The organism is Algoriphagus sp. TR-M9, assembly GCF_027594545.1.
In the GTDB taxonomy this organism is placed as follows: Bacteria; Bacteroidota; Bacteroidia; order Cytophagales; family Cyclobacteriaceae; genus Algoriphagus; species Algoriphagus halophytocola.
On record NZ_CP115160.1, the window covers coordinates 1174272 to 1187945 of the forward strand.

Here is a 13674-nt window from a genome sequence, read left to right on the forward strand (position 1 = left end):
AAAAAAAAGATGAGTAGGTTTAGGGGAGGGGAAAAACAAAAAGACCAAAACCAGTCAGAATTCTTTGGCCGAATGCCCTTCACCATTCCCTATACCGGTATAGGGAATGGTGAAGGAGATTGGGAGCATTTCGGACAAAGAACAACTTTATTCAACACCAGGTTAACCACAGACAAGGGCTCACTGACCATATCCGTGGTTAACCATTGTACGTTGTATGCCATTCCGTGCAGGTTTGATCCTTGATTCGCGATTCGCGAATTGAAAATTATTCTGTACTTTTATAATCTAAACAGCTCTAAATATGAAATCAAGCATGACCCGAAGCGACAAACAGAGGGATGATTATTATTCATGCGAAGATTCCATCCCGAGGTATCGGGACAGGTATTGACCTTAAAAAAAATTATAAACACATGAAAAAACATAGTGGTATGCGACCGCATGACATTGCTATACTTCTAAAGATTGTTAGTAAAGGAACTGACAATTGGTATATGAAAGACTTAGCCCATGAGTTACGAATAAGTCCAAGTGAAATAAGCGAGAGTATCAATAGGTCAGTTATAGCAGGACTTATTAGCAGTGACAAAAGAACTTTAAGGAAATTAGCTCTAATCGACTTCTTAAAGTCTGGAATTCGATATGTCTTTCCTCAACGACCTGGTTCAATTACAAGAGGTATTGGGACGGCAATCTCTGCTCCCCCATTAAATGAAGAATTTTTCAGTAATGAACACTTTGTTTGGTCATATGGCAAAGGAAACCTTAGAGGGCAAGCCATAGAACCATTGCATCCAAAAACTCCAGAGGCATGCTTAAATGATTCGAAATACTACGAACTAATGTCACTTACAGATGCAATTAGGATTGGTAAAGTAAGAGAGCAAAATATGGCATTTGAGTACCTAAAAGAAAGAATTGAAAATGCTTAAAAACCAAACAATCAATCTAAAAGTAGTTGAAAAAGTTGCCATGGCGCTTGAGGAACTGAACAACGATGTAATCTATGTTGGTGGGGCTGTAGTCAGCTTATACGTAACTGATGAGGGAGCGGAACAACCACGTCCTACAAAAGATATAGATATTGCGGTTCAAATTAGTAGCTATGGACAAATGGATGAGCTAAGGGGAAAGCTAGCCTTAAAGAAAATCTATCCCGCGCCCACAGAAAACGTAATGTACAGATATACTCATGTTATGCGGCAGCTTAAAAGACGACACCGTGAAAATGAAAATTTACATATTGGCAATTTTAACCTTGACGTTTTTCGCTTGTTCGACAGACAAAAAACAGACAACAGAAAATTCAAATAGTATGCTTAAACTTTATAAACTAATTGACAACCAACTTCACTATTGGGAGACTTGGGACAAAGACGAAAAAACCGCAATAGTTCATTGGGGAATTGTTGGACAAACTGGACAAGACAAAGAAGTTAAAAGCGGACTTTTTTCAAATTTTCGTAAAACAGTTCAAAAAGAAATTGACGAGAAACTAAAAGAAGGTTATGCAGAATTTAACGAAGACAACTACGCATTTTTAGAAATAGAATACAAGATTGACGGCTTTGGAACTGAGCAAGACTTGGACAAGCGACACCGACTTGAAGAAAAAATGGACGAAGTTTTAGGTTGGACAGGACTTGGACATACTGACGGTGGAAGCATCGGAAGTGGAACAATGGAAGTTGGTTGTATTGTGGTTGACTTTGACATTGCCAAAAAAGTAATTGAAGAAAAACTGAAAGACACCGAATTTGGCGACTATTCAAGAATATTTAAAATGGACAATGAATAAAAGCCGACCGCATAACACGGGTTTTGCGTCAGGCGGGGTGACGTGCAAACTTGGAGCTTTGTGCTTCTATTCAAGTTCAGTGCTGGTTGACAGTTTTGTGCTCCGAAACCCGCCCGAACGCAAAGCCCGAAAACGAAGAGATACTAATTGATTTCATTCCATATGAAGAAACTCCTCTGGGTCCAACTAATAGCTGGTTGAAACCTGGTTTTGAGAAAGCCTAACCTGTAAACATTGGTGAGCTCGAAATCAAAATATTACCTGTTAGCCTTTTCCTTGCAACAAAATGGGAAGCCTATAATAGCAGAGGTACTGACCCAAGAACAAGCCATGACTTTGAAGATATCATCTACATTTTAGATAATAATAAGGGGCTTGTTGAAGATTTCCATAATGCTGACAATGATGTTCAAGATTTTTTAAAAGAGATGAGTAGTGAAATACTAAACCATACTTCACGAAACGAAATCATAGAATGTCATATCAATCCATTTACAGTAGATGACCGTAGAGAAATTGTAATTAAAAAACTAAATGAAATAATAAAATAAAAACGGCAACAAGGTATAAAATGCATAACCACCCTCTGGGATGGTAACTACATTTAATACAGGCCGTTGCCCACCAATAGCTCGGAACACCGCAAAACCCATCAGTACAAACCTATTTTTTCTCTTTAAAGTGACCTGTGTTTCAAACAATTTTTGGCCGGTTTTGCTTTAGCTAATTAGAAATGAATTCAAAGGAATTTGCCCCATTCAATTCCTGTTTTAAAATGGATTTTATATGACAGCTAGAGAACTAGACCGAATTGTGGAAATGGCTTGGGAGGATAAAACTCCCTTTGAAGCCATTAAAAATCAATTTGGTGTTTCGGAATCTGAAGTGATCAAATTGATGCGCCTAGAACTGAAGGAAAGTTCATTCAAAAGGTGGAGAAAGCGTGTCAACAGTGGTATCAGCCAAAAACATCTGAGAAAAAGGAATGCAGCCATTTCCCGATTCAAATCCAGCAGACAAAAAAGCATTTCCAATAATAAGATTAGCTAGTGCACACTTTTCCAACAGATATGCTGTCTATCAAAAGAAAAATTCAGGCCATAGATCCTGCCCGATATGCAGCTAGCAGAAACTTTCAGGATGGGGCAGTGACCCGGCTTTCTCCTTACATTTCTCGTGGAGTGATTTCTACCCGGCAGGTTTTTCAGCATATCAAATCCTTGAATCTTCCTTGGAATGCTTGTGAAAAACTGATACAGGAACTGACATGGAGGGATTACTGGCAGCAGGTCTGGAAGGCAAAAGGAGAGGGGATCTTTGAAGATTTGAAAAACAGGCAAAAGCCAGTGGAGCGTGACCAGATTCCAATTTCCGTGGTACAAGCCCAAACGGGAATTCATGCAGTGGATCAGGCCATCCAAGAGCTATACCGCACCGGCTACATGCATAACCACATGCGCATGTACATCGCGGCTATTTGTTGCAATATAGCCCAGTGTCATTGGACTACACCTGCCAAGTGGCTTTACAGTCACCTGCTGGATGGGGATTTGGCCAGCAATCACCTCAGCTGGCAATGGGTGGCAGGCACTTTCACCAGCAAAAAATATTACGCCAATCAGGAAAACATCAACAGGTATTTCAACACCGATCAGAGGCAGACTTTCCTGGATGTGGACTATGGTGACTTTGAGTCCATGGAAATTCCACCGCAGCTTTTACAAATTACTGACTTTGCTGTGGAGACCAAGCTCCCAAATCCCCAAAATGCTGCTTTGGAAAAAAACAAAAAGACCCTGATTTATAACTATTACAACCTAGACCCAAATTGGCATCCGGAGGATGATTTCCAGCGTGTTTTTCTTTTGGAACCCTCGGTTTTCCACCACTATCCAGTAAGTGAAAAGTGCTTGGATTTTGCGCTGGCACTCTCCCAAAACATTCAAGGAATCCGACTCTTTGTGGGAGAGTTCTCAGACCTACTGCAGCAGGTCAAGCCGGAAAATCTGGTTTACAAAGAACATCCCCTCAATCTTCATTATCAGGGAAAGGAAGAGCCCCGGGATTGGATTTCGGGTGTGGAGGGATATTTCCCTTCCTTTTTTGCTTTTTGGAAAAAGGTCAAAAAAGAAATCAATTTTCAACCCTCAGCCTAATAGCATGCGGCTAAGCAAGAAAGAAATAGAGCAACTCGACCGGAAGTTTCGCTTGAACCTGATTAACTCTATTTCGGGAATCAAACCGGCGAATCTGATCGCTACCAAATCCCGGGAAAATCATGAAAATGTGGCTATTTTCTCCTCTGTGGTACACCTGGGATCCAGTCCCGCCCAGCTTGGGTTTATCATGAGACCGCAAACTGAAATTCCTAGAGATACTTATCCCAATATTCTGGAAACAGGCTATTATACCATCAATCATATTTCAGATTCCTTTATTGAAAAGGCACATTTCACCTCTGCTAAACTGAAAAAAGGAGAGTCTGAATTCGAGCGGATGAAGCTGGAACCGGAATATTTAGCTGGGTTTTTTGCCCCCTTCGTGCAAGAAAGCCCGGTGAAGATAGGTATGAAACATCAGGAAAGTATTCCCCTGCCTAATGGATGCATCTTTGTAATCGGTTCGGTGGAAGTGATCCATATGGCGGACCACATCATCAATGAACTGGGGCAATTAGAGCTGCAAACTTATTCCGGAGTTGGGATTTCCGGTCTCAATACCTATTATGGATTGAACAAACTGGCTAGCTTTCCCTATGTCCGGGAAGACCAAATTCCTGATTTTGAATGAAAAAAGCTGATTTGCCTTTTAAGATTTGTCCGGTCTGCCAAAGACCTTTCAGCTGGCGCAAAAAATGGGAAAAGAACTGGGAGGTAGTGAAATATTGCAGTAAACGCTGCAGTGGAAATAAATAAAGTGGATAGCGTGCTTTTCCTTACCGAGCTAAGAGAATTGACATTCTTTTGCCGCTCTTTTGGTACAAGAATCCCGGATCACCAGTTTGGTTTCCAAACTCCTAATTTCTAGCCCAATGTCCGGATTATTGATCTTATTGAGCAGGTAATTTGCCCCTGTGGCACCCATTTCAAAGGGCTGCTGATTTACGGTGCTCAGGGTAGGGTTGATGTAGGTAGCTAAGGGTTCATCAGCATAGCCAATTACAGACAATGACCCTGGAATCGGTATTTTTAGATCGCTGGCCGCCCTGTAAATTTCAAAAGCCAGGTAATCACTGTAAGCAAAAGCTCCATCTACCTGTTGATTTTTCAGGCAAAACCGGATTTTTTCCACCAGATTGGCATCAGAACTTTCCAGTATCAGTTCCTCTTTCACTTCGATCTCATGTTTGCGTAGTGCTTCCTTATAGCCCATAAATCTATTGAAGGTCGTGGAGAGATTTGCGGGGCCTTTGATATGGAGTATGTTCTTGCATCCACTTTGGCACAGGTAATCCACCGCTGAGAAGGCACCGTTGAAATCATCCGAGATGACATACGGGGTTTCTATTTCCTCCGAAAATCTATCTACCAGTACCAGCGGCGTGCCACTGTCCATCACTTCTTGCAGGTGCTGAAATTTATCATTCATCTTGGAGATGGTCGCTAGAATCCCGTCCACCCTGGCGTCCAGGAGTGTTTGGGTGGATTTGATCTCCTGTTTTTGCTTTTCGTTGGAAGTACAGATCAGCAATTGGTAACCGGCTTTGGAAGTGACGCTTTCTATGCCTGCGAGCATGCGGCTGTAAAAGTGATGCGTAAACTCCGGAATGATCAGTCCAATGGTGTGGGTCTTATTTTCCAGCAGGCTTTTGGCAATAGGGTTGGGTCTGTAGCCCAGCTTTTTAGCCAAGGAAAGAATCTCCTGCCTTTTTTTCTCCGAAACCTTGCCACCACCATTTAAGGCTCGCGAAACCGTAGATGGAGTCACGCTCAGTTCATTGGCAATATCGGTGATGCTGATTCTCTTCTTTTTCATTTTTGGGCGTCTTGGTAAGGCCAATTTAGAATAAATGCATGAAAACCGGGTAGCTTTTAGTTAGAAGCTTCCACCGGCAGGTCAAACGTTTGACCAATATACTTTTCTTCATATTTATGATATTGGATTATTGTTTTGGGAAAATGGGTTTATACCATTCATCTTCTCAAATCAACTTCAGCTTGAAGCATTTTCAAATATGGATTTAGGTAAAACCGGCATAGCAGTACCAGCGATGATTATTGGGACGAGTTCTCTAGGTAATCTCTATGAGGCCACGCCTTATGGTCAAAAACTGGAGTTGGTGTTGGCGGCCCTGGAATGCTTTCCCGAAGGGATAGTCTTTGACTCGGCTGGTAAATATGGGGCTGGTTTGGCTTTGGAGACCTTGGGACAAGCGCTTTATGATTTACAAGTACCCAAAGACAGGGTGCTCATCAGCAATAAGCTGGGCTGGAAACGTACTCCGTTAAGGGGTTCCGAACCTACTTTTGAACCTGGGGTGTGGAAAGATTTGGCTCATGACGCAGTTCAGGATATCAGTTACCAAGGAATTCTGAACTGTTTCGAAGAAGGAAACAACCTGTTGAAAGGCTACGAAAGCCAGTTGGTTTCCATTCATGATCCAGACGAGTATTTGGAATTGGCGGCTACACCGGAAGATTACGAAAAACGATTTGAAGATATCCTGGAGGGATATGCGGCTCTGGACGAACTGAAACAGGCCGGCAAAGTAAAAGCCATAGGAGTGGGCTCTAAAGACTGGAAGGTGATCCAAAAGATTTATCAGCATTTTCCACTGGACTGGGTGATGATTGCGAATAGCATGACGATTTACGATCATCCTGTGGAGTTATTTGAATTTATGAAAACACTGGAAAAAGAAGGCGTAGGTGTCATCAATTCAGCGGTTTTCCATTCCGGATTCTTAGTGGGAGGCGATTACTTTGATTATCAGAAAATAAACTCAGTTGACCCTACTTTCACCAAAAGATTCCTGTGGCGAGGAAGGTTCTTTGCGCTCTGCGAAGTGCATGCCATAGATCCTGCTCATGCCTGTATACAATTTGCCTTACAGCTCCCTGGAGTCCATGCCCTGGCTCTGAACTCCACCTCTATGCATAGAATCCGTGCGAATCAGGAGTTTTGCGAAACTACCATACGGGATTCATTTTGGGATGCTTGTAAGGAACACGGCTTGATCGCCGAGTATTTATCAGAATTTAAATTGAACCAAACTAAATGAAACTATTAAGCTGCACCTCTCCAGGTGTATTTGCATATCTACAAGGGGAAAAACCTCAGCTTTCGGAAGGTCGGGCAATTGTCAAAATCAAGCGGATTGGCATTTGCGGCACAGATCTTCATGCCTTCGAAGGCACCCAGCCTTTTTTCTCTTACCCAAGGACACTGGGGCACGAATTGGCGGGAGAAGTGGTAGAGATTGAAGAAAGTGAAGTGATTTCCAAGGGCGACTTGGTGACCGTGATTCCCTACTTCAACTGCGGCACTTGTGTAGCCTGTAGAAATGGGAAACCCAATTGCTGCCAGAAAATCAGCGTCTTTGGTGTTCACGAGGATGGAGGAATGCAGGAATTTGTCACTTTGCCGATTTCTTCTTTGGTGAAAAAAGAAGGCTTAAGCTTGGAGCAACTTGCCTTAGCGGAGCCATTCGCCATAGGAGCACATGGGGTGCGTAGAGCAGGAGTAAAGTCGGGGCAGTTTGTACTGGTGATCGGAGCAGGTCCGATTGGATTAGGTGTGATGGAATTCGCCAGAATCGCCGGAGCTACGGTGATCGCCATGGATATCAATGAGAATCGACTGGAGTTTTGCAGAGATGTTTGGAATATTCCGCATGTGGTGAAAGCTGGAAAAACTGCCCATGAAGAAATTCAACGAATTACAAACGGGGATTTTTGTGATTCAGTAATTGATGCTACAGGCAGTTTGGCAGCCATTAACCAGGGTTTTCAATACATAGCTCATGGCGGAAATTACGTCTTGGTAGGCTTGCAAAAGGGAGAAATTGCTTTCTCACACCCTGAGTTTCATAAGCGTGAAGCGACGCTGATGAGCAGTAGAAACGCAACCAGGGAAGACTTTGACCAGGTGCTGGAAGTGATGGCATCTGGGGAATTGTCAGTGGAAAAGTACATCACGCATAGAGTAAAGTTTGATCAGGTGAAGGGTGATTTTCAGTCTTGGCTGGATCCGGCTACAGGAGTGATTAAGGCGCTGGTGGAGGTGTAGGGAAGACGGGAGACGGAAGACCGAAGCAGCCCAAAATATTAGTGTTAATCAAGGTCTGTATTGCCTTTGTCTTTATACGAGTAGAATAGCAGATATACATTAGAATTAAATAAGAAGTTAAAAACAAATAGAATGAATTTCAAAGACTCAATTTTCAGTCTTTTTTTAATGCTAGCAATGTTCTTTTCAGCATGCAAAGAGGTAACTCCACCTGAACCTTTTGGTCCTGTGCCGAATGAAAACCAGATGAGATGGCAGGAGATGGAGTATTATGGGTTTATCCATTTTTCCGTGAATACTTACACCGATATGTCTTGGGGTTTTGGGGATGAGGATCCAAGCATTTTTGACCCTAAAGAACTGGATGTGCGCCAATGGGCGAGAATTGCCAAAGAAGCAGGAATGACCGGACTGATTTTAACAGCCAAGCATCACAGCGGATTTTGCCTGTGGCCATCAGAATACACGGATTATGACATGACAGCCTCTCCTTACAAAGATGGAAAAGGAGATATTGTGCGTGAACTAGCTGAAGCCTGCGAAGAATATGGATTGAAGTTGGGGATTTATCTTTCCCCTTGGGACAGGAATTTTGCAGATTATGGCAAGCCGGAATACATCACCTATTTCAGAAATCAACTGACCGAATTGCTGACCAATTACGGGGAAATCTTCGAAATCTGGTTTGACGGTGCGCATGGAGGTTCTGGCTATTATGGCGGTGCCAATGAAACCCGGACTATTGACCGATCAACTTATTATGACTGGGGAAATACCTACAAACTGGTACGGGAGCTACAGCCAAATATTGTCATCTGGAATGATGGCGGTAAGCGTGCAGATCTTCGATGGGTTGGAACTGAATCTGGTTATGTGGGTGAATCCAACTGGAGTTTACTGGATTCTCTAGGCGATGTACCAGAAGACATGCTGCGTCACGGTGTGGAAAACGGCAATGCCTGGGTTCCTGGGGAAGTGAATACTTCTATCCGTCCAGAGTGGTTTTATCATAAGCGGGAGGATACCAAAGTCAAAACCCTGCCGCAGTTGATGGATACGTATAATAATTCCATCGGAAGAAACGGCACCTTGCTACTCAATTTTGCAATCATGCCCAATGGTTTGATTCATGAAACAGACGAGAAAAATGTGCTTGATTTTGCGCAAGCTGTGAAAGAAGCTTTTGACGAGGACCTTGCCCTAAATGCAAGTGCCGAAGCTTCCAATGTCCGCGGAGGAAGCAGTACCTATGATGCTTCCAAAGCTATAGACGGAGACAAAGATACCTATTGGGCTACTGACGATGGAGTTAACACGGCTTCCTTGACCATTACTTTTGATGAGCCGACTACGTTTAACCGTTTTATGGCCCAGGAATACATTCAACTGGGGCAGCGTGTGAAAGCATTTACCATCGAAGCGATGGTGGATGGGGAATGGAAGGAATTGGACAGCCAGACTACGATTGGTTACAAGAGAATACTGCAGTTTCCTACTGTGGAGGCCACCCAACTTCGATTTACCATCACTGATTCCAAAAGTAACCCTGTCATCTCAAATATAGGAGTATTTGACGCCCCCCAAATCTTGACTTCGCCGGGCATTATCCGTGAGCAGTCCGGGGATATACGCATCATTCCAGCTGATGATGAATCTGTGATTTATTACACGCTGGACGGGTCTGAGCCGACTACAGATTCCGAGATTTATTCAGGGCAAATCCCAACCGGTGATGGAAAAGTGGAAGTGGCTGCCATGGCCTTCGACCCAGATACTCAGAAAAGCAGTCCGGTGACAGCCGAAAGCTTTGATATTTCCAGAAAGGACTGGAAAGTGATAAGCGATTCGGATAGCAAAGTAGCACAGGTCATAGATGGAGACCCTAATTCCTATTGGCATCAGCCAGAGGATAAAAAGCTTCCTGTGGATCTGGTGATTGACTTGGGCAAGGAAGAAGAACTAACTGGTTTCCGTTACCTGCCAGATCAAAGACTATGGTCCAGCGGAATTATCACGGACTATGAGTTCTATGTGTCATTGGATAATAAAACTTGGAAGAAAGTGAGCCAAGGTGAATTCTCCAATATCAACAACAATCCGCTTTGGCAAAGCAAGGGATTTGCTCTGCAGAAAGCTCGGTACATCAAGCTAAAGGCTTTGAAAAATACGAAGAATGACAACTCCGCGGGCTATGCGGAAATCGATGTAATTACTCCTTAGCACTTTAAGAAAATGCTAAACCAAAACTTTTAAAAACAAACCCAAAATGCCTGATTATCAAAATTATTTAAGAAGCTTACTTGTCCTGCTTTTTGTGGCTTTTTCCTTGCAGGTAAAAGCTCAGGAAAGTTCGCCTTTGACACTTTGGTACAAGCAGCCGGCTGCCGATGTATGGACTGATGCCCTTCCGATAGGAAATGGCAGATTGGGAGCAATGATCTATGGAAATGTAGAAAATGAGCTGATTCAGCTTAACGAGCATACCGTTTGGTCCGGTGGTCCCAATAGAAATGATAACCCGGATGCATTGGCAGCTTTGCCGGAAGTCAGAAGATTGATTTTCGAAGGAAAACAAAAGGAAGCAGAACAGCTAGCCTCTAAAACCATCCAAAGCAAAAAGTCACATGGGCAGAAGTTTCAGCCTGTTGGAGACCTGAAGATCGCTTTTGAAGGACATGCTACTTTTACAGATTATCGCAGGGAGTTGGATATAGCAGAAGCAATTTCCAAAGTGAGCTATGTAGTAGATGGGGTGACTTACACTCGGGAAGCCATTGCATCTTTCGCTGATAATGTCATTGCTGTACATCTTACTGCCAGCAAGCCTGGGATGATTTCTTTCACAGCATCCATGGCTACTCCTCAGCCTAATTCTACGGTTGGGCTTAATTCAGCAAAGGAATTGACTATTGCCGGCACTACAACAGATCATGAGGGAGTAAAAGGGCAGGTGAAATTTAAAAGCCTGACTAAAGTCAAAAATCAGGGAGGGACGCTTACTGCTTCCGATTCTTCTATCACGGTAAAAAATGCCGACGAAGCGACAATTTATATTGCCATTGCTACCAATTTCAATAATTACCTGGATCTCTCAGGAGATGAAAATGCCCGCGCAGCCGCATTTATGGCAAAAGCTGCTACCAAATCTTTTGATGACTTATTGAAGACAAATCGGGTAGACTATCAGAAGTACTTCAATCGTGTAAGCCTGGATTTGGGTGAGACAGAGGCTTCTAAACTCCCTACTGATGAGCGCTTAAAGAGTTTTAAAACAGGGGATGATCCTCAGTTGGTCACGCTCTATTATCAATATGGAAGGTATTTGCTCATTTCCTCTTCACAGCCAGGCGGACAGCCGGCAAACTTGCAGGGGATTTGGAACAAAGAGATGTCACCACCATGGGACAGTAAATACACCATCAACATCAATGCGCAGATGAATTACTGGCCGGCAGAGAAAACCAATCTGGCTGAGCTTCATGAGCCTTTCCTAAAAATGGTGACAGAAATGTCCGAGGCAGGGGAAGAAACAGCTCGTGATATGTATGGCGCGAGGGGTTGGATGGCACATCATAATACGGACATCTGGAGAATCACAGGTCCTGTGGATGCGATATTCTGGGGGATTTGGAGTGGAGGAGGAGCCTGGACTAGCCAGCATCTTTGGGATCACTTCCAATACAGCGGAGACATGGAATATCTGAAGTCCATCTATCCAATTCTAAAAGGCGCAGCGATGTTCTATGTGGATTTCTTGGTGGAGCATCCAGACAAACCTTGGTTGGTAGTCAATCCTGGAACTTCTCCTGAAAACGCCCCTGCTGCACATAATGGTTCTTCTTTGGATGCTGGCACCACGATGGACAATCAATTGGTTTTTGATGCCTTTAGCACCGTGATCCAAGCTTCGGAACTACTTAAAATAGATCAAGCTTTTGCCGATACCCTTCAATTGATGAGAGACCAATTGCCTCCAATGCAAATAGGTAAGCATGGGCAACTTCAGGAATGGTTGGATGACATTGACGATCCTAATGATCATCATCGTCATATATCTCATTTATATGGTTTATATCCTTCAAATCAGATTTCCCCACTGCGTACTCCGGAATTGTATTCTGCTTCCAAAAACACCTTGATCCAGCGTGGAGATGTATCCACTGGTTGGAGCATGGGCTGGAAAGTCAACTGGTGGGCTAGAATGCTGGATGGAAATCATGCTTACAAACTGATCCAAAATCAACTTTCTCCGGTAGGCGCTAAGCGTGGAGAAGGAGGTGGCTCTTACAACAACCTGTTTGATGCGCATCCTCCCTTCCAGATTGACGGCAACTTCGGTTGTACTTCCGGGATTACCGAGATGTTGGTTCAAAGTGCCAATGGAGAAATTCATCTATTGCCAGCTCTACCAGATGTTTGGCAAGATGGAAGTATCACTGGGATCAGAGCCAAAGGAGGCTTTGAGGTAGTGGAGCTGAAATGGAAAGAAGGAAAGATTGAAAAAGCGGTGATTAAATCTACCATTGGAGGAAATCTGAGATTGAGAGTTCCAAATACCTTGGGTCTAGAAAAAGGTAAAGGGCTTAAGCAAGCAAGTGGAGAAAATCCGAATCCATTCTACCAAGTGCCAGTCACTGCCGATCCTATTGTTTCTCCAGCTGCTCAAATCGACTTACCAGATCTTGGTGAAACCAGCGTCTATGACTTGAAAACGGAAGCTGGAGGCACTTATGAATTTGTGTCTAAAAACCTATAAAACCTGAATACCTAGCAAGCTCTCAAACCTAACCTATCCCCAAAATGAAAAAGCCTAGTATCTTCTTTTCCCTTGTCTTTTTGCTCTTGCTGACTTCTGTGAAAGGATTTTCTCAGGACCCTAACTTTTACATTTTCCTCAGCTTCGGCCAATCCAATATGGAAGGTCATTCGAAGCCTGAACCTCAGGACACTGTGGCAAATGAGCGGTTTAAAGTCTTGCAGGCAGTGGATTGTCCTGATTTGGATAGGACAATGGGCAAGTGGTATACTGCTGTCCCTCCGCTTACTCGATGCAATACAGGTATTACTCCAGGAGATTACTTTGGGAAAACTTTGGCTGAAAGCCTCCCCGACAGCATCAAAATCGGAATCATCAATGTTTCTGTGGGCGGTTGTAAAATCGAGCTTTTCGAGAAAGATAGTTATGAAACCTATGTGGAAACGGCACCAGGATGGATGAAAGGAATGATCGCCCAATACGATGGCAATCCCTATGGAAGATTGCTAGAGCTAGCAAAGATTGCCCAGAAAGATGGGGTGATCAAAGGCATTTTATTGCATCAGGGAGAGTCCAATACCGGAGACAAATCCTGGCCTAAGAAAGTAGAAGGTGTTTACGATAATCTGCTTAGTGACCTGGGTTTAGCACCAGATTCTGTACCGCTTTTGGCGGGGGAACTGGTGAGTGCTGAGCAGGGAGGAAAGTGTGCCAGCATGAATCCAATCATTGCTACGCTTCCCGATGTAATTCCTAATTCCTATGTAATTTCTTCAGCCGATTGCGAGGCGATTGATGATGGACTGCATTTTTCGGCTGCGGGATATCGCTTGCTCGGTACTCGCTACGGTGAACAAATGGCCCAGCTGCTAATGAACTAACAAATCTA

14 protein-coding genes are annotated in these 13674 nt (G+C 43.5%); 13 read left to right on the plus strand and 1 reads right to left on the minus strand.

What is annotated here, in order from left to right; all coding sequences use genetic code 11:
- Positions 1-9: 9 nt before the first annotated feature.
- The 8 genes from PBT90_RS05340 to PBT90_RS05375 all read left to right on the plus strand — a co-directional run bounded on the left by PBT90_RS05340 (position 10) and on the right by PBT90_RS05375 (position 4716).
- A complete protein-coding gene (locus PBT90_RS05340) occupies positions 10-246 on the plus strand; it encodes a hypothetical protein (RefSeq protein ID WP_264809366.1) in 237 nt (78 codons plus the stop codon).
- Positions 247-341: 95 nt separating this feature from the next.
- A complete protein-coding gene (locus PBT90_RS05345) occupies positions 342-935 on the plus strand; it encodes a hypothetical protein (protein ID WP_264809367.1) in 594 nt (197 codons plus the stop codon).
- Positions 928-1317 (plus strand): hypothetical protein, encoded by a 390-nt coding sequence (locus tag PBT90_RS05350; RefSeq protein ID WP_264809368.1) that lies wholly within the window; start codon positions 928-930, stop codon positions 1315-1317. The genes PBT90_RS05345 and PBT90_RS05350 overlap by 8 nt, the downstream gene beginning before the upstream one ends.
- 1 nt (position 1318) lies before the next feature.
- Complete coding sequence (locus tag PBT90_RS05355) at positions 1319-1801, plus strand: hypothetical protein (protein ID WP_264809369.1); 483 nt, start codon at positions 1319-1321, stop codon at positions 1799-1801.
- Positions 1802-2587: 786 nt separating this feature from the next.
- The gene (locus PBT90_RS05360; protein ID WP_264809370.1) at positions 2588-2851 is read left to right on the plus strand and encodes a TIGR03643 family protein; all 264 of its coding nucleotides are present in this window, start codon (positions 2588-2590) and stop codon (positions 2849-2851) included.
- 20 nt (positions 2852-2871) lie between these two features.
- The gene (locus PBT90_RS05365; RefSeq protein WP_264809371.1) at positions 2872-3957 is read left to right on the plus strand and encodes an FAD-binding domain-containing protein; all 1086 of its coding nucleotides are present in this window, start codon (positions 2872-2874) and stop codon (positions 3955-3957) included.
- 4 nt (positions 3958-3961) lie between these two features.
- On the plus strand, positions 3962-4591 hold the full coding sequence (locus tag PBT90_RS05370) for a flavin reductase family protein (protein WP_264809372.1): 630 nt from the start codon (positions 3962-3964) through the stop codon (positions 4589-4591).
- Positions 4588-4716: a DUF2256 domain-containing protein gene (locus PBT90_RS05375; protein WP_264809373.1), complete on the plus strand. Its 129-nt coding sequence runs from the start codon at positions 4588-4590 to the stop codon at positions 4714-4716. Before PBT90_RS05370 ends, PBT90_RS05375 begins: the two co-directional genes overlap by 4 nt.
- Before the next feature lie 28 nt (positions 4717-4744).
- Here PBT90_RS05375 and PBT90_RS05380 read toward each other — a convergent pair whose 3' ends face one another.
- Positions 4745-5776, minus strand: a complete 1032-nt coding sequence (locus PBT90_RS05380) for a LacI family DNA-binding transcriptional regulator (protein WP_264809374.1) — start codon at positions 5774-5776, stop codon at positions 4745-4747.
- A 199-nt stretch (positions 5777-5975) separates the two neighbouring features.
- On the opposite strand from PBT90_RS05380, the gene PBT90_RS05385 reads away from it, so the two are divergent.
- The 5 genes from PBT90_RS05385 (at position 5976) to PBT90_RS05405 (ending at position 13666) form a co-directional block, all read left to right on the plus strand.
- Positions 5976-7022 carry an aldo/keto reductase gene (locus PBT90_RS05385; protein WP_264809375.1) on the plus strand — a complete coding sequence of 349 codons (1047 nt, stop codon included), beginning with the start codon at positions 5976-5978 and terminating at the stop codon, positions 7020-7022.
- Positions 7019-8029 (plus strand): zinc-binding alcohol dehydrogenase family protein, encoded by a 1011-nt coding sequence (locus tag PBT90_RS05390; RefSeq protein ID WP_264809376.1) that lies wholly within the window; start codon positions 7019-7021, stop codon positions 8027-8029. The genes PBT90_RS05385 and PBT90_RS05390 overlap by 4 nt, the downstream gene beginning before the upstream one ends.
- A 168-nt stretch (positions 8030-8197) precedes the next feature.
- Positions 8198-10249: a discoidin domain-containing protein gene (locus tag PBT90_RS05395; RefSeq protein ID WP_270131923.1), complete on the plus strand. Its 2052-nt coding sequence runs from the start codon at positions 8198-8200 to the stop codon at positions 10247-10249.
- 46 nt (positions 10250-10295) lie between these two features.
- The gene (locus PBT90_RS05400) at positions 10296-12785 is read left to right on the plus strand and encodes a glycoside hydrolase family 95 protein (RefSeq protein ID WP_264809378.1); all 2490 of its coding nucleotides are present in this window, start codon (positions 10296-10298) and stop codon (positions 12783-12785) included.
- Between the two features lie 44 nt (positions 12786-12829).
- Entirely contained in the window at positions 12830-13666 is an 837-nt protein-coding gene (locus tag PBT90_RS05405; RefSeq protein ID WP_264809379.1) for a sialate O-acetylesterase, read from the plus strand.
- Positions 13667-13674 lie beyond the last annotated feature (8 nt).

What these genes read in the sequence shown, in the direction of transcription:
- PBT90_RS05390 (WP_264809376.1), top strand. Translation starts at nt 7,019, where the DNA reads ATGAAACTATTAAGCTGCACCTCTCCAGGTGTATTTGCATATCTACAA.
- PBT90_RS05405 (WP_264809379.1), top strand. Translation starts at nt 12,830, where the DNA reads ATGAAAAAGCCTAGTATCTTCTTTTCCCTTGTCTTTTTGCTCTTGCTG.
- PBT90_RS05380 (WP_264809374.1), bottom strand. Translation starts at nt 5,776, where the DNA reads ATGAAAAAGAAGAGAATCAGCATCACCGATATTGCCAATGAACTGAGC.
- PBT90_RS05375 (WP_264809373.1), top strand. Translation starts at nt 4,588, where the DNA reads ATGAAAAAAGCTGATTTGCCTTTTAAGATTTGTCCGGTCTGCCAAAGA.
- PBT90_RS05385 (WP_264809375.1), top strand. Translation starts at nt 5,976, where the DNA reads ATGGATTTAGGTAAAACCGGCATAGCAGTACCAGCGATGATTATTGGG.
- PBT90_RS05340 (WP_264809366.1), top strand. Translation starts at nt 10, where the DNA reads ATGAGTAGGTTTAGGGGAGGGGAAAAACAAAAAGACCAAAACCAGTCA.
- PBT90_RS05345 (WP_264809367.1), top strand. Translation starts at nt 342, where the DNA reads ATGATTATTATTCATGCGAAGATTCCATCCCGAGGTATCGGGACAGGT.
- PBT90_RS05400 (WP_264809378.1), top strand. Translation starts at nt 10,296, where the DNA reads ATGCCTGATTATCAAAATTATTTAAGAAGCTTACTTGTCCTGCTTTTT.
- PBT90_RS05350 (WP_264809368.1), top strand. Translation starts at nt 928, where the DNA reads ATGCTTAAAAACCAAACAATCAATCTAAAAGTAGTTGAAAAAGTTGCC.
- PBT90_RS05365 (WP_264809371.1), top strand. Translation starts at nt 2,872, where the DNA reads ATGCTGTCTATCAAAAGAAAAATTCAGGCCATAGATCCTGCCCGATAT.
- PBT90_RS05370 (WP_264809372.1), top strand. Translation starts at nt 3,962, where the DNA reads ATGCGGCTAAGCAAGAAAGAAATAGAGCAACTCGACCGGAAGTTTCGC.
- PBT90_RS05360 (WP_264809370.1), top strand. Translation starts at nt 2,588, where the DNA reads ATGACAGCTAGAGAACTAGACCGAATTGTGGAAATGGCTTGGGAGGAT.
- PBT90_RS05395 (WP_270131923.1), top strand. Translation starts at nt 8,198, where the DNA reads ATGCTAGCAATGTTCTTTTCAGCATGCAAAGAGGTAACTCCACCTGAA.
- PBT90_RS05355 (WP_264809369.1), top strand. Translation starts at nt 1,319, where the DNA reads ATGCTTAAACTTTATAAACTAATTGACAACCAACTTCACTATTGGGAG.